Source organism: Paenibacillus harenae DSM 16969 (assembly GCF_000422465.1).
GTDB lineage: Bacteria > Bacillota > Bacilli > Paenibacillales > Paenibacillaceae > Pristimantibacillus > Pristimantibacillus harenae.
Genome location: NZ_AULV01000024.1, coordinates 1 through 22,079, shown reverse-complemented (window position 1 = coordinate 22,079; position 22,079 = coordinate 1). Strand labels below are relative to the sequence as shown.

The following is a 22,079-nucleotide window of genomic DNA, read 5'->3' as shown; positions in this document are numbered from 1 at the left end:
CCCCGACCCGCGAAGGTCAGGGGCTTTCGTTTATTCGAACATTCCGAGCCGATCCAATATAATGACAAGCTGCTCCCGCGTCACCGGCTGCCCGAGTCCGAACAGGTCCGGCGCGATACCGTTAATGATTCCAGCCTTTGCCGCTTTCTCGATTGCCGTTCTTGCCGGATGGTTAGCAGGCACGTCCTTGAACGTCCCTGTAGGCGCTGGCGGCGTTACAACCGGAGCGGCGGGTGCTGTGTAAGGATGTCCGATGAACGTGCAGAATGACCGAACAACGGCTTCTGCGTATGCCTTCCAATTCGCTTTGATGCGTTCGGCGTCCGTTGCGTTCGTCATGAATCCATACTCGATGATAACCGTCGATACTTTGCCGGTGTCATGGTGCATGAAGTAATAGTCGCTGCCGTCGCTGCGCTGCTTCGTGAATACCGGCGTTTTCCGCAGGGTCTGCCCCGCGTCCCGGATCGCATAAACGAGCGCATGTGCAAGCTTTCCGTCTGAATGTATGCTGTGAATCGCTTCGGCTCCCTGTGCACTCTCTGCCGTTGCTGCATTCAAATGATTCGAGATACAATACTTCGCTCCGCTGTTTCTTACAATTCCGGTCAACTCGTCTTGATCCTGATAGACGTCAGTTGAACGCGTCAGCGCTACCGGCACGCCCAGCTGCTTGAATCGCTCGAATTGATACAAGGAAATTTTAAGTGTGTAATCTTTCTCAATAATTCCATTACCGGAAGCGCCGGGGTCTTTCCCGCCGTGTCCCGGATTAATAACTAATACTGGTTTCGCCACTGGTTCCACCTTCCCTTTCTTCACAATCAGAGCCGCCCCAAGCTTCCGGCCGTATCCATCATCCTCCGGCCACATGTAGGAGCTGCCGCCGCCGTCGCCGTTCAGAGCATCCACGCAGCCGAGCGACTTCATGATTCCCGCAAGCTCCGTCAATGTCACGCTGTCATATGTCCGGACCATAACGAGCTTACCGGCCGCCGTTATGCCGACCGCTGTCCGGATAGCCGCCCTGGTGTAAATGTCCGTGCCGGTCCGGTCCCGCTTAACGCTGGCGGCTATGACGTCCTTTCCGTCTTGAAGCAATCGGGGTGAACCTTGAATTGCCCAAACCGGATTAGCGACCTTTCCGATATGAAGCGATCCGTCAGCCGACATATAAAGTTCATCGCGCAAAGTGGTCTTGTCGATGTCGTGCATGACCGTCTTGCCGCCAACGACCAGCCGACCAATAGGAACGCCGCTTACCGTGTTCGCATAGCTGAAATTAATTGCAACGTCCGCTTTCTCGCGCTGCCCGAGCTCCTTGACCGTCGTCCCGTTTTGATGGACGGCGTAAATATTATCTATTTTCGGGTCGAAGATTTTGTAAGAGTATTTAGGCATCGTCGTTCGCCTTATCTGTCACGCCGCCGCGCTGCGTAGCCCTCTGCACTTTCTTTTCCAGTTCGCTACCCACCCATTTCAATAGCGCTTCGAATACCGAAAGCGGTAGCCATTCGCCCCACCCTGCTCGGATAGAATTAGCAACCATGGATTGAATGATATGGTACAACAGACCGGCGGTCAAAGCGCCAAAGAGTATTCCCGGCAAGCTAAAAACTTGATCAAGTAGATGGCCGCCAGCAGGCAGAAGCAGCATGAACAATGTTCGTGATACGCCATCAATCCCGTATTTGCTTGCATAACTGTTATCCTTTTTGGCCGCACGCGTTCCGCTAATCCAGTCCATTAGGATGAAAAACGTTAACGCGACCATCGAAGTAAACACGGCCTCACCTACTCCATATAAAAATTCAAATGCGGGAACGAATATTGCTCCGAGTGTAGTCCAAATGATGTGCTCTTTATTCATGTCTCTTCCTCCTTTAAAATAAAAAGCCCCGCATATGCGGAGCCTTAAACGTTTGTAGCTTCAATGTCCGGGCGACGTGTGTAAATCTCAGCCATGACAAGCGCTCTGTCTTCCGCTCCCATGTTGTAACTGTCCACGATGTCGTCAATATCTCCCTCGCCATTGTTGTAACGAGTGATACAAGCTGCTGCTATGATTCGGATTTTGTACATTGCCATCGCCAATATGACCACTCCTTTAGTTTTAAGCCGTGAATAGCTCAGCCAGTGCCAGTTGTACGTCTGCCAATTCCGCTTCAAGCTGTTCAATTCGAAGCTGCTCCGGTGTTTTTACCGGTTTCTGTGCTTCGATCTCTTCCGGCGTCGGATCTCTTTCAACAACATCGGAAAGATTGCCTTCTTCATCCGTGATGATTGAAAAGTAAGGGAAGCTTAATATTTTTGTGGCGAGCGCCGCGCCTTCCTCGGTACTCTCGTCAATGAAATGGCTGTTCGGGTAACGCTCGGCGCAAAATTCTTCCGTGTGCCAGTCCGCGCGGTCGTAGCTCCCGTTTGCGTGTAAGATCACTTTTTACCCTCCTATCTGAATGCGATCCAGTTATAAGCCTTACCAACTGCGTTGATGCCATTTGAGGACCCATTATTATTAACCGTAAATTTATTAGTTCCAATAAGACATATGGTTGCTCCGCTATACTTTAGCGGCTGGGCCGATGTTGCTAGACCGAAATTACCTGTATAAATAGTGGCGTTATCCGTGATTGACACGATAACCAAACTTGGAGTAAAGGGAAGCGCAATGTCTCGGTTAGTACCGTCGTCACCTACATAAGAGCCCGTTGCGTGGGGCTTGAAACCACCGTGATAAGCTTGTTGCGTCCCAAGTGCCAAAAACATTTCTCCGTCATCGCGTATCGTGGCGACTACTGTACCGTCTCCGTTTCTTTTGAAGGGGAATCTCCAACCCGATCCGTCACCATGAAATCTAATGCCTATTGTGTGAGGAGATGTATCATTTGTAAATCTTAGATCCCCGGCCATTGTATCGCCGGACTTACTTACTTTTGTGTTTGCTGTTGATTGCGCTGCTGCAGCAGCTGCCGCGGCAGAATCAGCCGTCGCGGCAGCATCGAAAATCCCTTGCTCGATCTTGTTCAGATTCGCGGAATTCAGCGGCGTTCCGGCTTGTGTTATAGTGCCCGGCTTCTGAACGAGCGTTACTTCATCCGCAGTCTCACCGCTTTTCGTGTACCTGTTTACGAATTCTACAGCTCTATCAAACCAATTCGTTTTAGTATAAGCCATTAATAGATAACCCCCTGTTCCCCGCATATCGCCGCGCCGCAATAGCGGAAGCTTTCAAAAACAAGGACGCCCCAATCGAGCAGCAATTGCAAGTTCTGCTCAAGCCGAATAGCGTCCTCGTTGTCGAACTTCTTATTTGGAATCCACGTCTCTTTCGGACCATACCCCGGCGGCGTGAGGAATGCGGCGCGGATCGCGTCAATGTTTTGCTCGATTCGGTTAATGCTTGATAAATAGTCAACGCTCGTCTGCGTCCGGTTCGTGACCGTCGTCAGCGCGGGCATGACGTATTGAATCGAATTGAGATAAGCCGCGACCTCGGCCGTGTTGTTCTCGATCCGGTTGAAGTCAACGGCGTTAATCGAATCCGTCGGGAGCCAATTCAACTTAGGAGCAATCCATGCCATCAGACCGCCCCCTTTGCTTCTGTACGGGCTTGCAGATAACCTTGATAGATTAGCTCGTTCTTCGTGATCATTCCGTTCTTATCGGCGCCGTATGTGTTTTCAATGGCGATTACGTCCGCGAGCTCATGCGCCGGATTGCCGCGCCAATTAATCGAATACTTGGCCCTGTATTGCTTTTGGGCTATGATCCAGTTTGCGACGGCCAAGGCGATCGCCGATGTGTTGATTAGCGTATTGCCCTCAAGCTTGAGCACATCCCCGACGTCCACGCCGGACGCACTCACAGACGATACAGCGGACGTGTTTAGGTCGGTCCAGTACGTTACGTCTACTTGCTTAACGGCGCGTTCCAGCTCAATCTTAGGCTCGCTATAGATGTTATCGAAATCAACCCGGTCAACGGCCGCGCCGAAACTCACCTGCTTGAGCGTGATTACATTGTCGCGGGTTACATAGATGTTGCAGCGACCGGCAAGTGCGATCATCTGCAGCAGGCTCTTACAGTCAGTCTTTTGCGCCATGCTGTTTGTGGTAATGGATAGAAGCGCGGAGTCAAGGCTGTAATTCGTAACGCCGCAGGCCGCGAACACCTGGACGGCCAGCGCATGCAATGACTTGCTGCTTGGTGTTAACTGTTCGTAATCGAAGTTCTCCATCAAGTAGAGATTTGTCCGGGCCGTAAATGAAGCCGTTAGCGCCCCCTCTTCGCTCGTCCATTCCCAAAGCAGATAATCACCGAGGGGGACGTATTCGTATACCCCGCTGCTGATCTCAACCCCGAGCTCTGCCTTAACTTGCTGCCGCTGCTGCAGATAGTTATAAACGCCGTTCGGATTCAATATGTTAAAAGCCCGATCCGAATTATCGACCGCGAACCGGAACTCCGGCGAAGGAAGCTGACCGCTGATCATGTCCATTTCTTCGATGAGATTGCAGGATATGAGGGTTTCGTCGGTGTACACTTCGACGTAACCGAAATCAATCTCAAGCACCCGCGCCCGGCGATTACCTACCGACCATTTATTGATTGTGACAACGATCTTTTTATACCCGGCAAACTGCCCGAATATAGCCCTCAACGGCTTCGTGTTCCCGGCAATGTCTACACTTTCAATAAGCACATCTGAAGCATTAAAGGCACTCACGTTGAATTCCGTTGCGTACTCGTTGTTGTGGACATCAAATGCGACCGTGATTCCCGCGCTGCTGTGCAATGCGCCAAAGGTTAGAGTGATTGTAGGGGCAGAAGCGAAAACGCCGTCAGCGCCGCATAGAGGGCCACTGATAAAGCCCACATCGCCATTGTTCGCAAGGGTCACATCGTCAGCAAAAGAAAAAGAACCATCCAAGCGGAAGCGATCCTGTTCGAGCGTCGCGAGGTTCGTTGCTGCTTCCCGAACGTTATTATTAAGCTGCGACTTCTGGCTGATTGGTGTAAGTTCAGGTGTTACCACAATGCTCGATACATCTCCCGGCGCGGTCACGTCCGATATATCAAAGGTGACGCGGGCAGTTACGCGGCGAGTGGGCGCATAGACCGCATCTTTATAAGCTTGTGTTGTCGGATACATATGCGCCCCCCTTATCGCTCAATCAAATTGAATTTGATGTCTTTCCAGCGCATGACGCCGTTGATGAAGTCCATAGCTGGCGCGGACCGATCCCCGGCGTAAAAGGTCGCTGTCCTATTCGTCCCGCTTTGCGGTTCAAGATAGGTGACATTAAAGAAATTCGCGGACACGGCAGCGAGCAATTGAGATAACTGCGCGGGAGTAAGGTAAATCCAAGTAAGGTCGATTTTGTCCTTACTCGCGATTAATTCTTTGATCATCGTACCGCGTGCATTCCGCTCCGCTTTAACGATGTCCTGCTTCGTTACGATATAACCCGAAGGAGTCGGCAAGTCCGCTCCATTGATCTTTAAAAGAGCCATCCGGACCCCTCCTATTTTGCTGTGATCATTGCGCCGCCCAAGCGGTTATTCTCGCCGGACAAATAAGGCTGGATAGCGCGGGCAAGCTCGACGCCGTTAAGCTGAATGATCGTGTCGCCCTTGCCGTTACCCTGTACCATTTGCATGTTGGTCATGACGGCCGTCCCGAGCGCTGCGGCAATCTTATCCGTGAAAGACGTATTTTCAAGCGGAACAATCATTTCCGCTCCGGCTTCCCCGGCGATGTAATTGCCCATATTCGTTTTTCCATCTACAACGCCACCACGAGCTAGACGTGGTATTTTCGGGATGGTCGGAACTTTAAGTGTCGCCCCAGGAAAAAGTGTTTTTCCCGCAACCTTTAGTGGCGGTATTTCAATCTTGATGTCGTTTAAACTGTCGATCATTTTATTAATCATTTCGATAATGGCGTTAATTGGCGTCTTGACGATGCCCACCAATGAATCGAATATTCCTTTGAAAATCTGCTTCACACCTTCCCAGGCGCGGCCCCAATCGCCAGTAAAGACGCCGGTTATGAAGCTCATCAGACCGATGAAAGCGGTCTTTAGCCCGCCAATAACTTCACCTATGGATTTGAACACACTATCGAAAACAGAGAAGAACAGGCCGCCGACAAATTCGGAAAGGGGCTTCAAAACAGATTTCCAAAGCCGGGTCACAACCTCGACTACATCCTCCCATATCGGCATCATGGTCTTGCTCATGAAATTACCAAACGGAACAAACACCTTGTTCCAAAGGAAGCTCAAGACAGCGGAAATTGCTTCAACGGCCGGACCGAACATTTCACTCAATGCCTTGCCGAGTGGCACAAGCACGTTTTGCCAAAACGACATAGCTATATTCGCGACTGTTGTAAACGCCACGCCGAGAACGTCACGCAGCACCGCTGCCAAAGGCATTAGGATGTTTTGATAAAACTGGACCAGAAAGGCGCCGATTGGTACAAGGACGTTTTTCCATAGCCACGTCGCAACATTGGTAAAAGCGTCCCACGCTGCAACAAACTGCTGCCCTAAGAACTTACCAAGGGGCACAAGCACATCATTCCAGAGCCATACAGCCGCGTCACCGATTGCCTTTAAAACACCATCAACAACGCCCTTGAATTTCTCATTCGTCCGGTAGAAATAGACGAAAGCAGCCACCGCAGCAGCGATTGCAGCAACGATTAATGTAATAGGGATACTCACGCCCATTATTGCTGTTCGCACGACATTGAAAGCGACAACGGCAGCCGCTTTTATTTCTTTCCAGTGAGCTAACACCCACCCAAGACCTAAAGCTGTACCGATCCCGGCCATAGCCGAAATGATAATATCTTTGTTTGATTGAATGAACGATGAAAGACCGCCTATAGCTTCCCGGACCTTCCGCGCCATCTCTTGAACCTTTTCCGATACTTCAACCGTGGAAGATGCGAACCCGCCAACATCCATTGACGGCAAAGCATCACCAGGCAACCCGCCCGCAGCTGATCCAGCAGCGCCAGCACCGCCGCTTGAATCGCTTATCGTGTGAACTTCGTCAAACCCCTGCACTTGTCCGGATGCCTTCTTAGCCGCTTTACCGGCTTCTGTGTAGGCGTCACCCAATCCGCTAACGGCGCTCGCCTGTGCTTGTGTCGCTTTCGCTTGTTGCTTGACCTCTGACGTTTTACCGAATAACGCCTGGGAGAACTGTGCAATCACATTCGCGGCAGTAGCAAGGGCTTGCGCCATCCTCGTCAACGCCGGAAGGATAACGCTGTAAATAGGCAAGAATGCTTGCCCGAGCGCGAGTTGTGCGTTTTTGAGCTGTGCAATGAATTTCATTTGCTGTGCCGCTGTACTGTTCGCCACTTCGGTTCCGTATTTGTTCGCTGATTGCTCAAGGATGGCAAACAGCCGTATTTGCTGCTGCGTTTGGAAATCAAGCTGCTGCCAAGACCTGTCACCGGCGAACTTCCGGAAAGCTTCGGTTGATTCGATCATTGAGACACCGACGAAAATTCCAAGGTCTTCGATTGCTTCCGTGTTGCCGAGCATACCACTTCTGATTCTTTCGAGTGTATCTTCCATCGTCCGGCCGGTTGCTGCAGCTGTCACCGCTGAAGCTTCAAGTAATTGCTGTGTATATTGCGAAATCTGGGACGCATCCTTTGCGAACGTCGAAATGAGATTCGAGAAAGTGGCACCATATCTAACGGCCTCACCATGAGCCAACCCGAAAGCGGCCGCGTTATCCTTCGCCCACTGGTTAAATGCCCCGGCGCTTGCCCCCATCGTTCGGTTAATCTGCAAAATAGCTGACTCGAAATCCATTGCCGCCTTCGTCGCGTCTTTAAAAATAGCGCCGACACCAACAGCGGCGAAAGCAGCCGCAATGCCTTTCATTGCAGTTGAAACATTTTTCTTGAAGTCCTGAATAGTTCCCTGCGCCCGTCTCATCTCCTGCCGCATTGCAGAGAAGTCAGCGCCAGCACGAACCATTAACTGCCTGACTAATGCCATCTATTTACCTACCTCCTTTCCACCGATCTTTTTATTAAGCAGCCGGATCATGTCCAACATTTGCCTGTCGGTCATTGGCTTTTTCTTCTTTGGCTGATCACCTATCAATTTTTCAAGCTTCGGCATTCGCTTGACCCGTTGTAGATATGCACCCATGTACGCCGCCGTGATCCGTTCCCGGTGCTGGTAAAGTTCACGCTTTTGATATTCCTCGATACTGATGGCAAGCTCATGCGGGGTCATGTCGTTGTATTCATGAAGCTTTAAACCAATGGCGAATGCCGCCCGCAAAGAATCATCCCAGTCGAACGGTTTTACCTCTTCCGCTGTGTCACTGGAACTGGCGGCTTCCGCACGTTTCCCGACATCTTCCCCATTGCTTTGGCGAATGCTTGCTGCATTTTGTCCATCAGATATTCATAAGAAGGAGCGCAATCGAGAATATCTTCCATCATTTCCATGGTCAGCGTTTCGCCGTTTTCTCGCGCATCTCGCTCCAATCCGTAGTAGAAAATAAGCTCAAGTTCTTCGATGTCAAGGTCTTGTTCATTTTCCATGTCCTCGACGCTTTTATTCGATGAAGCTAGCATTCTTTTAATGGCCTTATGTCCAAATCGAAGCTCGCGCTTTTTGTCCAAATCCACAAAAATTACATCATTGTTGTTTGCCACATTAATTCCTCCCGGAATAAAAATAAGGCTAGAACGTGATGTTCTAGCCTGCTTGAATGATTGCTGTTACGGCGTTACCGCCAGGTTAAGGATCGGCTCGCCAGATACGGTAATTGTAGCTTCAAACGTAAGCGCGTCCTCAAGTTCTGCGCTCGTTGTGAAACCAGTCACAACGCCGGTGAATTCCCATTGTGCATTAAGCGACGCAGGGAATACGATCTTAAATTCCGAAGATGCGCCGCTTTCGAACGCTGTATAAATAGCAGCCTGCCCGACATCGCCAGGAGCGAAGAATCCAGAAATGGAAACCTCACCGCCGTCTTTGAATCCTGCTAATTTGCGACGGTAGCCGCCTGTGCTGTCTAGCGCGGTAACGTCAATCGTCTCAGCGGATGCGTCGATACCGCCGATGCTCGAAAGATTTCCGACAGCGTTTATGCCGATCATTAATTGAGTGCCTAAAGCGCGTGTTGCTTCTGCCACAATAATTCCCCCTTAAATGTAAACTGTAAATGAAATGACACATTTATGAAGCTTGGGAACATCCTCATAAATCTCGTCTGGTTCTTCCAGGTCTATTTCCTGTATGAAAAGCCCCTCAGTACCGATTGCGCGCTGCTGGAAACTGATAATCATGTCGAGGACTGCGGCCGTGTTCTGCTTCATGCTTTTGTAGGTCTGAGCAACAACATTCATATCAACATTGATTTCTTTGCTGTCCTTATATCCATCAAGCGCCCGGACCCGCATTCCCTCGCTGGCTCCATACACGACATAAGGCGCTACCGTGTCACCAGGAGCCGCGAGCGGGTAAAGCTTACTGCCGATAACGGGAATAGCTGCGAACTCTTCGACCATTGCTGTTTCAAAACTCAACCGCAATCACCTCCTCATGATCTTGTCAATTTCCCGCACGGCGACATCGACTATCTTGGATTCAATAGCGCTCTCGTTGTCCTCAATGGATTTTCTTAGGTAACGATAACCGGGAATGTATCCACCGTTAACAGTCTTGAATCCGTACTCTTGAGAAGCAGGATAATATGATCGTTTGCCCGCTTTGCTTTCCTTGACGAATAAATCATTCTTCGCCGGGTCTAGCTTAATGTTGTACATCTTCTTCCCCGGCTTCCTCTTGCGTTCCGGCTTCATGACAAGAGCGCTTTTCAGGTCGCCAGTATCAACCGGCGCGTCAGCCTTTGCGGATCGCAACGCAATCCGAGCCCCGGCCTGCGCCGCCTTGGTGACAACCTTTTGCGGCACCTTCTCAAGCTGCCTGATCATGCTTTCCAGCTCGTCCATGCCTTCAATGCTCGTTCTCGATCTTCTAGCCATCGTCAGCCCTCCATTGGGTAACGTGAACACGTCAGCTCCAACAGTTCACCGGATCGGGAGTATGTCCGGATGACATAGTAGGTCGCGCCTTCATACTTAACCCTCGGCTCGCCCTGGTACTCTGCCTTGCGAATCTCGAAAACAATCTCAGGTCGGATGCCGACTGCATGCGCCTGATAAAACTCAGCGCCTTTGACTGACTTCTCATTAGCCATTACTTCACGTACCGGCCCGTCAACCTCTGTCTCAGCCCCGTATTCGTCCCGTCCTGGTATCATGTCAAACAACCCTATTACGGCTCTCCAATTCATACCGGGACCTCTGTATACTCGGCTGAGAGCGTCAAGTGCGCCTTCATGCTGTTATAGGAAGCCAGTTGTCGGTCGGCGTCGGCGTTGTCGTACCCGAAGAACGCCTTGCAATAGAGCGTGACCGCCCGCTTTATCAGTGAGTCACTATCGTTCTCCACTTTTTCCGCTAATACCCCGGATAGGCGCAGGTCATTACGCGCTGCCGCAATCAAGTCGATAACCTCGGAATCAAAAGCCGTTATTGTCGTGCTAATCCTTAGTGCTTGCTTTACGTCCTCCAGCATTGCCACGCGGCTTCACCTCTTTTGGCTTTTCCGGTTCTTCTGTCGGTTCCGTTTCGCTCGAATCGTCGGGGCCGGGAACGGAAGAAGGAGCCGCATCAGCAGCCCCTTCGATCAAACCTTTACCCGCAAGGATTTCCACGCGCTCAGCATCTTCGGATTCGTACACATCACCGACGTAATAGCGGCGGTCGTTAACCGAGTCATGAAATCCAAGAATGACGATTTTCTTCATTCGTCATTCCCCCTTAAACCGTAGCGGCTTTCTTCACGATGATTACGCCGTTCGGATCGAGGATTTTGCCATCAGCGATAAGGATAGCCTTATCAACCCACTGGTTTGTGTCGTGATCCAACCAACGGTACATAGCAAGCTGCATGTTGCTGTTGATCGCGTAATCGGAAAGCTTGCAGAATACAGCAATAACATCACCGGTTGCAGCTGTGTCAAATGGAGCAATAACATCATCTTCAACGAGAATGACTTCTTTGCCGCTGAATCGTTCCTGCGGACCATCAGTGATACCGTAGTTAACGCGGCCGATAGGTTGTCCGTTCGCATCAACCATGCCGTCAATGTACGTTTCGAATGTGCCGGCCGCCATGATGAAAGAACCACCAGCACGGTAAGCCAATGGGATTTTTGCGAATACTTCTTTCTTCCAAGCGGCCCATGTGCCTGCTTCCGCTGCCGTAAGGTCAACGATGTTTGCCGCAGGAATGCGCGTGTCAACAGTAATGCCAAGCGGCGAAGCAGTGCCCGCGCCCTTGATGATTGCAATGTCGATTGCTTTTGTCATTGCTTCAACGATAAGCTGTACAATTGTCGATTCGAAAGAAGCCAGTGTGACAGTTTTGGCCAGCAAGGAAATGGCGACTTTGCACTCAAGGCCGTAGTAGCTGAATTGAACCGACGTGTTCGATTGAACCTTTTGACGGTCAGATGGAGTCGTTTCGTTGATCCAAGTCGCAACCGGCTTGAGCGACAGGATAGGTACAGACACACCACCCTCGATGTTCAGTGTGCGGATGCGCGAAAAGATTTGACCGTAAACGGAAAGTTTGCGAATCATTTCATCCAGGATCGTTGTCGGAACAACTGCAGCTGCATCAGTTACAACCGTGAAAGCATCAGCGCGGGCTTCGAAACCTGCAGGAATGGCTTTGCCAGTTTTCGCGAACTCCATGAACGCCTTCCGGTATTCAATCGTTGCATATTTGTCCACTTCTGCAGCGGCAGGAGTTTCAGGGTTTGGAACGGACGATCCGTCAGGAATGCCAGCCAAAAGAGCTGCGCGGGCTTCGATGGAAGTTTTTTCAGCTTTCAGTTGATCGACCTCGGTTTGCAAAGCTGCGATGTCAACTTGTCCGTCACCGTCAAGCAGGGAACGAATTTCTGTAAGGCGTGCTGCGATTTGTTGTAAACGTGTCATTGATTAATAACCCCTCTCAATTTTTAAAGTGTGTTCAAATACAAAAGCAACCGTTGACGTTGTTCGGCGTCGGCGGTTGCTCGTTTTTCTTTTTCGGCTTCGGCTTCAAAGAAGCTGCGGGCCGATATGATCGTATCGTCATAAGCCGGAATGTCCACGGCTGATACGTCGTAAATCTTCTTGAATTGCTTAATCTTCCTCGTTTGCGTCTTGCGGTCGTATTCATCGCCATCTTCCGCTATCGCAAATCTGAAGCTCATACGATCAATATAACCGTCGCGGATTTCTTGATGTAGTTTGCGGCCATCCTCCGTGCCGCCTAGCCTAGCGCGAACGTGTAGCCCTCTGGCGTCTGTTTTAAGTTCCAGTGTACCGTTGCGAGTGCGGGCGACCACCTTACCGCCGTGATTATAATTGAAAATCACGTCAGACATGTCAGCTCCATCGAATGCGCGGGCGTCAATGACTTCTTTATAGTCAACACCGTCATACGAATAAAGCACCGTCGGTGAATTGAATGTCGCGGCGTAACCCTCAACGAAAAGTTCTTCGGAGCCTTCGCCTACATCAGCGGCCCGCGCTTCAATGGTGAACACTCGGAAATCCTTGTCATGCTTCATCGTCATTGTCGTTCTCACCTCCCTTCGGTGCCGCGTCAGGCGGCTTGTTGACCTTTCCCAGCTGGTACTCGCTGGCCTTGTCCGCATCAATGAAATTCAGGCTCATTATGCGCTTCTCGCCGTCTTTAATCGGCGGCAAGTTGAACACCTCAAGACCTTGATTGATCGACATCATGCCCCGGTCAACGAGCGTTTCGATGATCTTAACCTTCGTGTCATTGCTGGCATACTGCAGCCGGTTGGCTTCGAATATAATTTCGTTTCCGTGGCCCTGAGCTCTATCGCTGAAAATCTTGTTCGTGAACTCCTGCCCCATTTGAAGCGCAAACGGCTCAATCATTGATTCATAGAAGGCGTTCCAATCTTGTTCACTGTAATTCGATTGGATAATCTTCTTATTGCTGCCGAAATAGTCGTAAATCTTATCAGACATGGCATTCATGAGCTTATCATCAATCATTTTCGGATCGCTTTTAATCTCCTGGTACTCGGCTTTCGTGTCAGTCGCAGCTATCCCGCCGTTATTGCTCGCGGAAAGATAATCAGCTTTGAACATTTCCGTTTGCTTCTTAATGTCTTCCGGCTTGATCATCCCGGTAAACTTCAAAATCCCCCGCAGGATAGCAGACGTTTTAATGGCGTTCGCTATGCCTTGGTTCGTCACCGCGATTAAGTCGAGGATCGGCTTTAATGCCGTCCTATTCGCTTCCCCGAACATGTCGTTCTTGTAGAAGAAGCGGCGCAAATGGACCACATCGGCATATGGCGCCGTGTACTCATTGCCATCATAAAAGCGGAATCGGACGGCCATATCAATACCGTTATTCGTTTGCACCTGGACCAACTCGACGCCAGAAGAAACGAGAGGGTAAAAGCCCTCGATTCGGTTCATTTCATCGCGCCTTATCCAGACAAAGACGTTATTTGACATAAGGAACTGAGTGGCAAGCCGGTAGTAAAAGATATAGGAATTCATAAAGCGATTCGGGCGATTCCGCAGCAACCATTCAATGTTCTGTCCGGCTTCGATGATCTTCCCATCCTTGCGCCTTATATGCTTCGGCGTCAGCTTCCCGACGTTTCGTGCAAAAGCATCCACTGAAGATCGCACCGTATCGCTGTCGTAAGCTTCACCTGAGAAGTCATAGAAGTTCGGCGTGCTGTTAAGCATTTGCATCATGGTCCGGTTCTGCGGGCGCTGCTTACCGCCGAATACCATTTGAAAAAATGAGCGTTTCTCTGTCAATTTCTCACCCCCCCTCTATATCAGAGCTTTAAAGTCCGTCATGTTCTCATAGAGGATTGTGTAGGCGTTCAGGATGGACACCGTGCCGTCAATCCGCGCCCGCTGGTTCTTACCCTTGACCGGCCGTATGTTGTCGTTGTCGTCGTGCTTGACGTTAGTATTCATAAGGTTCCAGAGCGTCAATTGGTTGTAGTTGTAGTTAATCCGCTTCGCTGCAAAGTCGGCTGCAATCTCTTTCATTGGCTGGCTAAGTGTAAGAGCGCCTTGCCGGACAACCCGCATATCAAAACCAAGATCAGTCATTTCATCAACCCAATATTTCGAATCGTATGGGTCGTAACCAATCCATACAGGCGTGATGTCATATTCCTTGTGCATCTTCACGAACCAGGCTGTCACGTCCTTATAGTCGATCTTGTTGCCGACACAAAGCGTCAACCAACCTCTATCGGCGTAAATGTCATACGGAATCTTATCCTCTTTAACCCGCTGCTCGATGTTTTCTTCAGGTAAGAAATACTGCTGCACCGCGTAGATGTTCGGGTCATTCGGCTTCATGACAAGCAGCGTCGCGCACGTCAAGTCTGTTGTGCTTGATAAGTCACCACCGCCGACCGCGTAAGAGTTCCGCAGCTGGTCAATGTCATATGTCGCATCGTTGTAGGCTTCTTCGTAAGTGAGCCAAGCTTCCTCACTCGTCTCTGGAATGTTGAAGTCCTTCGTCAGCAAGTTTTTGATAAGCATTGGATTCGCCTTCGCTTTTGCAACCTTCGTTGCGAGCTGGTCAGCTTGCTTTATGCTGCCGAGCCCCGGATTCGCCTTTTTCCAACACTCCGGATCAACCCATTCTTTCCGGTCGTCCAATTCGTAAATGATCGGCAAGAACCGTTCGTGCGGGTCTTCTTCGCCGTCGGCATAGACAAAATCAAGCTTATTGATCTTGTCCTTTGCTTCGTCGTACTTTTGGTCATAGACCGATCCCCGGACCGTCCCAGCCGTCGTGATCATGACAATGAGCGGCTGCTCGCGGGAACTCGTACCATCGACAATTACGTCATATAGGTTCTTGTCCTTCCAGGCGTGAATCTCGTCCATCATTGCGCCGTGTACGTTCAGGCCGTCAAGCGTCTCGCTGTCGGCTCCTAGCGGCTTAAAGGAGCTGTCATTCGTCAGCCCGACCAAATCGCCCACAAGGGGCTTTATGCGTTTTCTGAGTGACGGCGATTTGTTAACCATGCGCTTTGCTTCGAGCCATACAAGCTTGGCTTGATCCTTCTTGGTAGCTGCAGCGTAAACTTCCGCGCCGGGCTCCCCGTCCGCTATTTGCAGATATAAGCCGATGCCGGAAGCTACCGTTGATTTCCCGTTCTTCCTGGCGACGACGACAAGCACCTCTCTATAGCGCCGCGTTCCGTCGATCTTATGAACGAATCCGAACGCGGCAGCAATGAAAGCCTTCTGCCACAATTCCAGCTCGATAGGCTTGCCGCCCCATTTGCCTTTACTGTGCTTGCAATAGTTCTCTATGAACTCGATTGCGTGATTGGCATGCGTCGGACTGTATTCATAGACCGATGATTGATTGTAAACATCAGCGGCAAGTTGGCGGTACATGCGGCGAACCTTCTCGCTCACAACAAGCCCGTTTTCAATCTCATTCCAGTATTCTAAAATCGGATTGTACGCAAGGGGATATTCTTTCAGCAGCCCCATGACCCCACCTCCCCCCAAAGAAAAAGCCCGCCAAATGGCGAGCCTTTAAGTTACGAATTTTTCTTGTTCAGGAAATCTTCAAAGCCGTCATTCTTCGGAGCACCGCCGCCCGATCCGCTGCCTTCATCGTCCTTCGGGAGAAGGTCCGTAAGTTGCTTCGTGATGGTTTGATAGTTCTTTGCAAGAGAATTGTAATTGCTGACAACCGGCCGGGATCGTTCATAAGGCGGCGCTCCGGCTGATTGCTGGAATAGCTCGACCGTTCCGTTTTCATCAATGTCCTTCTCGTAATCATCAAGCGTTATCCGCATGTGAGCAGCCCGGCGAATCAGACCTTGAGCGACACTGAACGCATCGGCTGGCAACTTCTCGAATATCTTCAAAAGCCGGTTTTCTTCTTTCGTAACCCGCGTCTTTTTTGCGCCAACCGTACGCCCGTCTATTTTCCTCGTAGGGAGCTTTCGCTCTTTCGGCATAGAAATACACCTCCAATCATGACAGGGGGTCATGTGCGCGTCCTGTGTGTTGTGTGAATGGGGGACAGCGGTCTTAGCTCAACCCACTCCCGAAATTCGAAAGGGGGGGTATTTTGCTCAAATTTCGAAACGCTTTAGCCCACGAAAGTGTCGAAAAGTCAACACTTTTTTGATTTTTTTGCAATAAAAAAAGACCGCCATCAGCGCCCCTGTTTGTTAAAACAATTCGATTAAATCATTCACAATGGCAAGCGTACACGCAAGCCATAACATCCAATAGGAAACAACCATCGATTGCTTAACAGTTACATCCTTCGATAAGTAAGCAATAAACTTCTTCATCATTCATCCACCTCGCTATCATTGATTATCCGAGATACTTTATATTGAGTGTTCACTTCATCAATGCCGAGTGTAATAACAAGGGCGAACATCATTGCAAGTACTACCCATACCATCATTCATTACCCTTGGCATAAGTCAACGCGTCAGCCGTATGTCCTGTCACAAACTCAACAGTATGTCTGGTTACATCATCCGCATCTGCATGGATAGTGATGGACCTAACGCCCTTCAGTTCCCTGCCGTCCTGGTATATTCTCGGGAATCGTGAACCCATTTCTTGAACGAATAGAAGCGCCACCTTGCCCAATGGAATAATCATCTCTCCCCGTTCAACTGCGGCAAACTTGGATGGTGTATCGACAACCCCGACATCAACAAGCCACGCAGAACCGCATATTGGACATAGATCACCTCGTATTCCTTCGGGATAATCCGAGATCACTTTGCACCTGCCGCATTGAGCTTTAATCAACCCGCTCACCCTTCCTCATTTGATCTAATTCAGCATTCGTATAAACCCGCCATACCGACTTGCTGCGGCAATACTTACAAGCCACCATGCCGACCTTCTTCACATCATCAACGCTATACTCTGCCGTCTTCTCACAGCTGGCGCATTGACCATAAATGACTTTCATAGGCGTTCCCTGGAACATACGATCAACGTCGAACATACAAAAACCAAACTGACCAGTTTACGCATTTCAGAACGTTTCACGATATAGCCCCCTTGTTATTCGGTTACGTCTTCCCACAGGTCAGCAGCTCCGCAATGTTTGCAAAGCGCATACTCTTCATCGTCAAAGGTTGTTGTATCTTCGACATAAGTATCGGTCTTGTCGCATGTCTTGCATATTAATTTTAGTTCAACCGCGCTCAAACGTCTCACCCTCCTTTAACCTATTTCAATGCTCCGAACGTTCATCATATTGACGATTAAATTCCTTCCGTAGTAAGGCAATGCGAGTAGGGTAGATCCATTCAATTTGCCACTATCGAAACCTGCTCTAATAATTTCAGCAGCTTTGTCACTCTTAAACTCATGACTCCCGCCGTTCAAATAAATGATCTTCACACTCTTTTCTTCCGGAATGTTACGTTGTGGCGGCGGTTGAATCGTTGGCTTATCCACGTTTAAAACCCTCCCCAATAAGAATAAGATTTCCATCTCGATCAAACGCCGTGCCTTGAGCCGTTATAGGCTCCGCTGTGCCCATATGCTCCGTGTTGTGGCATGTCCTGCACAAATACTCCAACAGATCATGATTAAGCGAAATCCACGGGTCATTGATGTTCTTCGCGGTCAAATAGGTTGTATGGTGAAGGATAGCCCCGACCTCGCCGCAACGTTCGCATAAGCCGTGAACCTTTGTGATGTATGTCGTTCTGCAATCCCGCCAAGCTTTGCTGTTGTAGAACTTCTTAGCCCATGGCTTTATAACAATCACCACATTTCACATTTCCTCTGATCCATTTCAACGTGTGCGAAATGCCGACATGAGGATAAACGATTTCCCGGCGTTTGCCCTCATGACCGCACTTATAAACAACGTCCAGCGTTTGTATTTCCGGTCTGCTGCTGGTTTCTTTCTTCGGCTTCGCTGATTTCTTAGCCACGCCTTACCTTCGATGTGATCCAATTCAGCAGCTTGTAAATCCCCATATGTCCGAACATGTCTTCAAGGTATGCTTTTATCTCGTTAACGGAGTCCTGCGCTGTAAACTTCATCGTCTCAGCTCCTTCGGGCAATAAAAAAAGCCGATCCATTTAGGTTCGACTTCTCAATAAATTCCTATAACGTTTCGTTCAAGGTGAACTCGTCAATTTGATACTGCTCCCGCTCCCATTGACCCATAGCGTCAATTACCGCCTGCGCTTTCTCTTCGCTGTCATATATGCCGATAATTTCTGTTTCGCAGTAGTGACCAACAACCCACACTTTCAAATGAAAACACCCCTTAAAGATAAGGTCAAAAGCATGCGTCACGCTTCGCTTCGCATTAAATGCAATGTACGCCGTAGAACGGCGATTATATTAAAAGCATACGTACTTAGTTACTTTAGAGCATATAAGGACAAGTGCATTATATTGCCGATTTCAGAAACGCGCAAGAGAACATCCCGCAAAGAAGCGCCCGCCAGCTTTCACCTTTGGGCGCTAACTTTTTATATTCCAGGGCCGACAGTGACGGCGGTTATCGTTGATACAGCTGGCGCAATTCTCAAGTTATTCGGCGTTGCTGCAAGGTTGAGCAAGTTCGTGCCGCCAGAAGTTACTTTGTCGTTAAGTGGCGCGAATAGTTCCAGCGCCGACTGTGAAACGATTCCATCATGCAACTGCTTGATTTGCTCGGCCTGCTTCTTAACCCGATAAACAATCACGTCTTTGATGTTGGCGTTCTTCAAGAAGGCTGTTGCAGCAGGTCTGCCGCCGATATTAAGCGTACCAAATGCCGTTAATCCCGTATCCGTGCCTGAGTAGATATTCACTGCGTCCAGGAACACATCGAGCTTTCCGTTAATGACATTATACGTAATCGCCAAGCTGTACCATGTATTCAGCGCAATAGCGCCCGCTGCGGCGATAGACGTGGAGGAACCAACACCCGTTCGAAGCAAGCTAAGACTGCCGTCAGGGTTTACGAAAACACGCTCTGCGCCATTCGTGCCGAGCGATATGAGAGACACCGCGCCTGTCATCGCTTCAGTAAGACGGAAGCGACTGAACACGGTGAAGCTTTCAATTGCGGCACCCTTGGCAAGGAAGAATGTTAGCGGAATGTCTGTTGCAAGGTTGCCTGTGTGAATATAACCTTTTTTCGATTCGAGGAATCCTTTAGGATGGAATCGCAACTTATCCCATACGTATGGAATGCTCTTAGCGAATGCTTTTTGGCCAACGTCATTGATGTGCGAAATATCAAAAACCGCTGCTGTGATCGGTTGACCTGTGGCGCTATCCGTATTGAGCACGCAATTCATGAAGTCAAACACGTAAAGCCCAACGGCTTCCAACTCATTGTTCAGCGCTTTGGCGTATTGCAAGTGAATCGCATCGTATCGTTGCGTCGGAAACTGCGTAACAACAATAGGAACCTTACCATGATCTCTAACTTTATTCGCCATCTTGAGTATGTTCTCTTTAATCGTGCGGTACTTCACTTGACGCGCACCATCATCAGCCGCGTTGTGGAAATCTTCATTACCTATCGTTACGCCAATTACAACGAACTGTGCTTTACTCGGCGCAATGTCAAAGTTAAACCGCGCAAGCGCTTGGGCTGACGTATTGCCACCAACTCCCCGACTCCGAAACGTGAGTCCGCTCGGTCCATAGTACCCGTTAAGCAAGCCTTTCCACCCAAGGTTATCCGTTGAAGCGCCTTGACTGTCCATTGTGGACGATCCCCAAAGTAGTATCTCGTAACCATCATACATCGGTGCTGTTAACGTCACTTCTTCCTTGCCGTCCAGCGTTGTCGCAGCTATCTGTTTTGTTGTAGACCATGGCTTACCCGTAGTCGTTGCAACAGATACCGGTTTCGGCACGGATTCCAAAGCAGCCATCGCCTTTTTACCGAGTGCTCGGCCTGATTCCGGGTATGATTCCAACATTATTTCATCAACCCCATTCGTTTTTTATTGTCTTGCCATATATAAGTTTAGACTTGGATGTCAAAAGAAAAAGCCGCCTTATTTTGGCGACTAGTTGTTACCGCGCTAATTGTGATACTAGGAAGAGGTGTCAGCCCCCTTGTGTCCTTTGTTCGGTTGCCATCCGAAAAGAGCGCGGCAGGCTGTCAGGCGAAAGCCAGAGCAGTTCGGCCCAGCCACAGGACCGAACATTTTGTATTGAACAACATACCTCCCGCATCAATAGTTATCAACTACATATTGACGGGACTAATGTTGTATTTAGGAATTGGATCGGAGCTTTCACCGGCTGTTCCTTCGCCGAGTCCAAGCGGCTTATGCAAGCAGCGCATTCATGCGCCATCGGTGTCCGTTTCTCAATTTCCTATGCTATAAATTTAACACATATAAAGTCCAACGCTTCATAGGTTCTTTCTATAATTCTGATAACTTTTTTGTGTGTTTTTACAACATTATTGTGAATGAATAAATCTTCGATTATGATTGGGTTAATAAGCAGAGGTGAATAAGAAATGAATATCGCTATTTATATTAGGGTTTCAACGGATGAACAGGTTCAAGGATTCTCAATCGACGTTCAAAAAGAAAGGTTATCCGCGTTCTGCACTTCTCAAGGATGGGACGATCCGAAGCTATACATTGACGATGGATACACGGGAACCAATATGAATCGGCCTGCACTCAAGCGGTTGATTCGTCACATCGAAGAATCAAAAATCGACACGGTTATCGTTTATAAGCTAGACAGGCTGGGCCGCAAACAGAAAGACGTTCTTCATCTGCTTGAGGATGTGTTCGACAAGAACAATGTAGCATTTAAATCAGCTACAGAGCCATTTGATACCGGTACCTCATTAGGAAAGGCAATGATCGGCATACTAGCCGTATTCGCGCAGTTGGAACGCGACATGATCATTGAGCGCACAACTTCCGGCCGTAGGCAACGAACGGGAAAGGGTATGTGGTACGGCGGCAGGCTGGCATTCGGATATGAATGGAACAAAGATGCTCAAATGCTTGAAGTGAAGCCCGAGGAAGCCCATATCGTGCGCGAGATATTCAAGAAGTACCTTAATGGGGAATCACGCTTATCAATCGCTGAATGGGCAGCCAAGCGCACCAAATCGCGCAAGTTTGACCACAGCATTATAAGGGAAATTCTTTCGCGGGTCCTGTACACTGGAAAGCTAATCAATGCCGGTGAAGTGGTCGAAGGAAATCACGAACCGATAATCGACATCGAAACATGGGAAGCTGTCCAGGCTGAAACGACTAGGCGAAAGGATGGCGGATCACCTGTTGGCGAATATTTACTCACAGGATTGCTGGTATGCGGCGTATGCGGCGGCAACATCGTCCATGTAAAGCGGATAACCAACCGCGCTGGACGACAGTATGTTTATGAACTGTACGCTTGTAAGAAGCAGCACGTTCGCAAGAAAGATCGCGCCGGAGAAAGTTGTACCCTTGGATATTATCGCCGCGAAAAGGTCGAGCAGTTTGTTATTGATGAAATCCGGAAGCTGTCCGTCAGTTCTTCGAGGGTCAAAGAAGTCATTGATAAAAAACAGTCAATCGAGCCAGATGCGAATATTAGAACCAATCTACAATCGAAACTCGATTCGGTCGTATCCGGAATTGAAAACTTATATGACGCTATCCAAACCGGAGCCGTCAAAGCTTCAGCTATTAGCGACCGTTTGAGTAAACTTGAGGAAGAACGCGAATCAATCCAACTGCAATTAGATGAAATCGAAGTGGCGCCCGTTTACCGCGACTATAAGATCGTACATAAGCGGATGAAGGAATTTAATAAGGCATGGCCGTTCCTCACCGAGCCGGAGCAGAAACGGATGCTCAGAAGCGTTGTGACCCATGTCGTCCTAAATAAAGATGAAGACCATGAAGTCATATGGAATGCTACATAAGCTTGTTTTTCATTATTATGGTGTTTCGGCAAAAC

30 protein-coding genes are annotated in these 22,079 nt (G+C 49.3%); 1 reads left to right on the top strand and 29 read right to left on the bottom strand.

The annotated features are described in order from the left end of the window. Window positions 1-30: 30 nt before the first annotated feature. The 29 genes from H581_RS36325 to H581_RS0108915 form a co-directional block, all read right to left on the bottom strand. Window positions 31-1,401, bottom strand: a complete 1,371-nt coding sequence (locus H581_RS36325; protein WP_051250598.1) for an N-acetylmuramoyl-L-alanine amidase — start codon at window positions 1,399-1,401, stop codon at window positions 31-33. Beyond that, window positions 1,394-1,870 carry a phage holin family protein gene (locus H581_RS33480; protein ID WP_036718242.1) on the bottom strand — a complete coding sequence of 159 codons (477 nt, stop codon included), beginning with the start codon at window positions 1,868-1,870 and terminating at the stop codon, window positions 1,394-1,396. The genes H581_RS36325 and H581_RS33480 overlap by 8 nt, the downstream gene beginning before the upstream one ends. Window positions 1,871-1,914: 44 nt before the next feature. Continuing rightward, window positions 1,915-2,094, bottom strand: coding sequence for a hypothetical protein (locus tag H581_RS33475; RefSeq protein ID WP_036718240.1), 180 nt, complete (start codon window positions 2,092-2,094; stop codon window positions 1,915-1,917). A 19-nt stretch (window positions 2,095-2,113) separates the two neighbouring features. Continuing rightward, window positions 2,114-2,437: a hypothetical protein gene (locus H581_RS0109055; RefSeq protein ID WP_028609740.1), complete on the bottom strand. Its 324-nt coding sequence runs from the start codon at window positions 2,435-2,437 to the stop codon at window positions 2,114-2,116. A gap of 11 nt (window positions 2,438-2,448) precedes the next feature. After that, window positions 2,449-3,174 carry a hypothetical protein gene (locus tag H581_RS0109050; protein ID WP_028609739.1) on the bottom strand — a complete coding sequence of 242 codons (726 nt, stop codon included), beginning with the start codon at window positions 3,172-3,174 and terminating at the stop codon, window positions 2,449-2,451. After that, on the bottom strand, window positions 3,174-3,581 hold the full coding sequence (locus H581_RS0109045; RefSeq protein WP_028609738.1) for a hypothetical protein: 408 nt from the start codon (window positions 3,579-3,581) through the stop codon (window positions 3,174-3,176). Before H581_RS0109045 ends, H581_RS0109050 begins: the two co-directional genes overlap by 1 nt. Further along, on the bottom strand, window positions 3,581-5,152 hold the full coding sequence (locus H581_RS0109040) for a hypothetical protein (RefSeq protein ID WP_028609737.1): 1,572 nt from the start codon (window positions 5,150-5,152) through the stop codon (window positions 3,581-3,583). The genes H581_RS0109045 and H581_RS0109040 overlap by 1 nt, the downstream gene beginning before the upstream one ends. A gap of 11 nt (window positions 5,153-5,163) precedes the next feature. Then, entirely contained in the window at window positions 5,164-5,514 is a 351-nt protein-coding gene (locus tag H581_RS0109035; RefSeq protein ID WP_028609736.1) for a DUF6711 family protein, read from the bottom strand. Between the two features lie 11 nt (window positions 5,515-5,525). Next, window positions 5,526-8,030, bottom strand: a complete 2,505-nt coding sequence (locus H581_RS36995; protein WP_084134511.1) for a phage tail protein — start codon at window positions 8,028-8,030, stop codon at window positions 5,526-5,528. Next, window positions 8,031-8,321 carry a hypothetical protein gene (locus H581_RS33465; RefSeq protein WP_051250596.1) on the bottom strand — a complete coding sequence of 97 codons (291 nt, stop codon included), beginning with the start codon at window positions 8,319-8,321 and terminating at the stop codon, window positions 8,031-8,033. 23 nt (window positions 8,322-8,344) lie between these two features. Beyond that, window positions 8,345-8,701 carry a hypothetical protein gene (locus tag H581_RS0109020; protein WP_028609735.1) on the bottom strand — a complete coding sequence of 119 codons (357 nt, stop codon included), beginning with the start codon at window positions 8,699-8,701 and terminating at the stop codon, window positions 8,345-8,347. A 66-nt stretch (window positions 8,702-8,767) separates the two neighbouring features. Next, window positions 8,768-9,184, bottom strand: coding sequence for a phage tail tube protein (locus H581_RS0109015; RefSeq protein WP_156889536.1), 417 nt, complete (start codon window positions 9,182-9,184; stop codon window positions 8,768-8,770). Window positions 9,185-9,196: 12 nt separating this feature from the next. Then, window positions 9,197-9,577 carry a DUF3168 domain-containing protein gene (locus H581_RS0109010; protein ID WP_028609733.1) on the bottom strand — a complete coding sequence of 127 codons (381 nt, stop codon included), beginning with the start codon at window positions 9,575-9,577 and terminating at the stop codon, window positions 9,197-9,199. Between the two features lie 6 nt (window positions 9,578-9,583). Continuing rightward, window positions 9,584-10,036, bottom strand: a complete 453-nt coding sequence (locus H581_RS0109005; protein WP_028609732.1) for an HK97 gp10 family phage protein — start codon at window positions 10,034-10,036, stop codon at window positions 9,584-9,586. A gap of 2 nt (window positions 10,037-10,038) precedes the next feature. Continuing rightward, window positions 10,039-10,314 (bottom strand): phage head closure protein, encoded by a 276-nt coding sequence (locus tag H581_RS0109000; RefSeq protein WP_036718254.1) that lies wholly within the window; start codon window positions 10,312-10,314, stop codon window positions 10,039-10,041. Between the two features lie 29 nt (window positions 10,315-10,343). Continuing rightward, the gene (locus tag H581_RS0108995) at window positions 10,344-10,631 is read right to left on the bottom strand and encodes a head-tail connector protein (RefSeq protein ID WP_028609730.1); all 288 of its coding nucleotides are present in this window, start codon (window positions 10,629-10,631) and stop codon (window positions 10,344-10,346) included. Further along, window positions 10,597-10,863 (bottom strand): hypothetical protein, encoded by a 267-nt coding sequence (locus H581_RS0108990; RefSeq protein ID WP_028609729.1) that lies wholly within the window; start codon window positions 10,861-10,863, stop codon window positions 10,597-10,599. The genes H581_RS0108995 and H581_RS0108990 overlap by 35 nt, the downstream gene beginning before the upstream one ends. Window positions 10,864-10,876: 13 nt before the next feature. Further along, window positions 10,877-12,061 (bottom strand): phage major capsid protein, encoded by a 1,185-nt coding sequence (locus H581_RS0108985; protein WP_028609728.1) that lies wholly within the window; start codon window positions 12,059-12,061, stop codon window positions 10,877-10,879. A 23-nt stretch (window positions 12,062-12,084) separates the two neighbouring features. Beyond that, window positions 12,085-12,687, bottom strand: coding sequence for an HK97 family phage prohead protease (locus H581_RS0108980; RefSeq protein ID WP_028609727.1), 603 nt, complete (start codon window positions 12,685-12,687; stop codon window positions 12,085-12,087). After that, entirely contained in the window at window positions 12,671-13,927 is a 1,257-nt protein-coding gene (locus tag H581_RS33460) for a phage portal protein (RefSeq protein WP_051250592.1), read from the bottom strand. The genes H581_RS0108980 and H581_RS33460 overlap by 17 nt, the downstream gene beginning before the upstream one ends. A gap of 15 nt (window positions 13,928-13,942) precedes the next feature. After that, window positions 13,943-15,640 carry a terminase large subunit gene (locus H581_RS0108970; RefSeq protein ID WP_028609726.1) on the bottom strand — a complete coding sequence of 566 codons (1,698 nt, stop codon included), beginning with the start codon at window positions 15,638-15,640 and terminating at the stop codon, window positions 13,943-13,945. Window positions 15,641-15,690: 50 nt separating this feature from the next. After that, window positions 15,691-16,116 carry a hypothetical protein gene (locus tag H581_RS0108965; RefSeq protein ID WP_051250591.1) on the bottom strand — a complete coding sequence of 142 codons (426 nt, stop codon included), beginning with the start codon at window positions 16,114-16,116 and terminating at the stop codon, window positions 15,691-15,693. Window positions 16,117-16,332: 216 nt separating this feature from the next. Further along, window positions 16,333-16,461: a hypothetical protein gene (locus tag H581_RS39270; protein WP_281169523.1), complete on the bottom strand. Its 129-nt coding sequence runs from the start codon at window positions 16,459-16,461 to the stop codon at window positions 16,333-16,335. 112 nt (window positions 16,462-16,573) lie between these two features. Then, window positions 16,574-16,933, bottom strand: coding sequence for a hypothetical protein (locus H581_RS0108950; protein ID WP_028609724.1), 360 nt, complete (start codon window positions 16,931-16,933; stop codon window positions 16,574-16,576). Window positions 16,934-17,194: 261 nt separating this feature from the next. Next, window positions 17,195-17,341 (bottom strand): hypothetical protein, encoded by a 147-nt coding sequence (locus tag H581_RS37780; protein WP_156889535.1) that lies wholly within the window; start codon window positions 17,339-17,341, stop codon window positions 17,195-17,197. 15 nt (window positions 17,342-17,356) lie between these two features. After that, window positions 17,357-17,593 carry a hypothetical protein gene (locus H581_RS0108935; protein WP_028609723.1) on the bottom strand — a complete coding sequence of 79 codons (237 nt, stop codon included), beginning with the start codon at window positions 17,591-17,593 and terminating at the stop codon, window positions 17,357-17,359. Between the two features lie 290 nt (window positions 17,594-17,883). Next, the gene (locus H581_RS33455) at window positions 17,884-18,078 is read right to left on the bottom strand and encodes a hypothetical protein (protein WP_036718237.1); all 195 of its coding nucleotides are present in this window, start codon (window positions 18,076-18,078) and stop codon (window positions 17,884-17,886) included. Between the two features lie 176 nt (window positions 18,079-18,254). Next, window positions 18,255-18,401, bottom strand: a complete 147-nt coding sequence (locus tag H581_RS37775) for a DUF7336 domain-containing protein (RefSeq protein ID WP_425414591.1) — start codon at window positions 18,399-18,401, stop codon at window positions 18,255-18,257. Window positions 18,402-18,628: 227 nt separating this feature from the next. Then, window positions 18,629-20,077: an SGNH/GDSL hydrolase family protein gene (locus tag H581_RS0108915; RefSeq protein ID WP_028609721.1), complete on the bottom strand. Its 1,449-nt coding sequence runs from the start codon at window positions 20,075-20,077 to the stop codon at window positions 18,629-18,631. A gap of 551 nt (window positions 20,078-20,628) precedes the next feature. On the opposite strand from H581_RS0108915, the gene H581_RS33450 reads away from it, so the two are divergent. After that, complete coding sequence (locus H581_RS33450) at window positions 20,629-22,044, top strand: recombinase family protein (protein ID WP_051250589.1); 1,416 nt, start codon at window positions 20,629-20,631, stop codon at window positions 22,042-22,044. Window positions 22,045-22,079 lie beyond the last annotated feature (35 nt).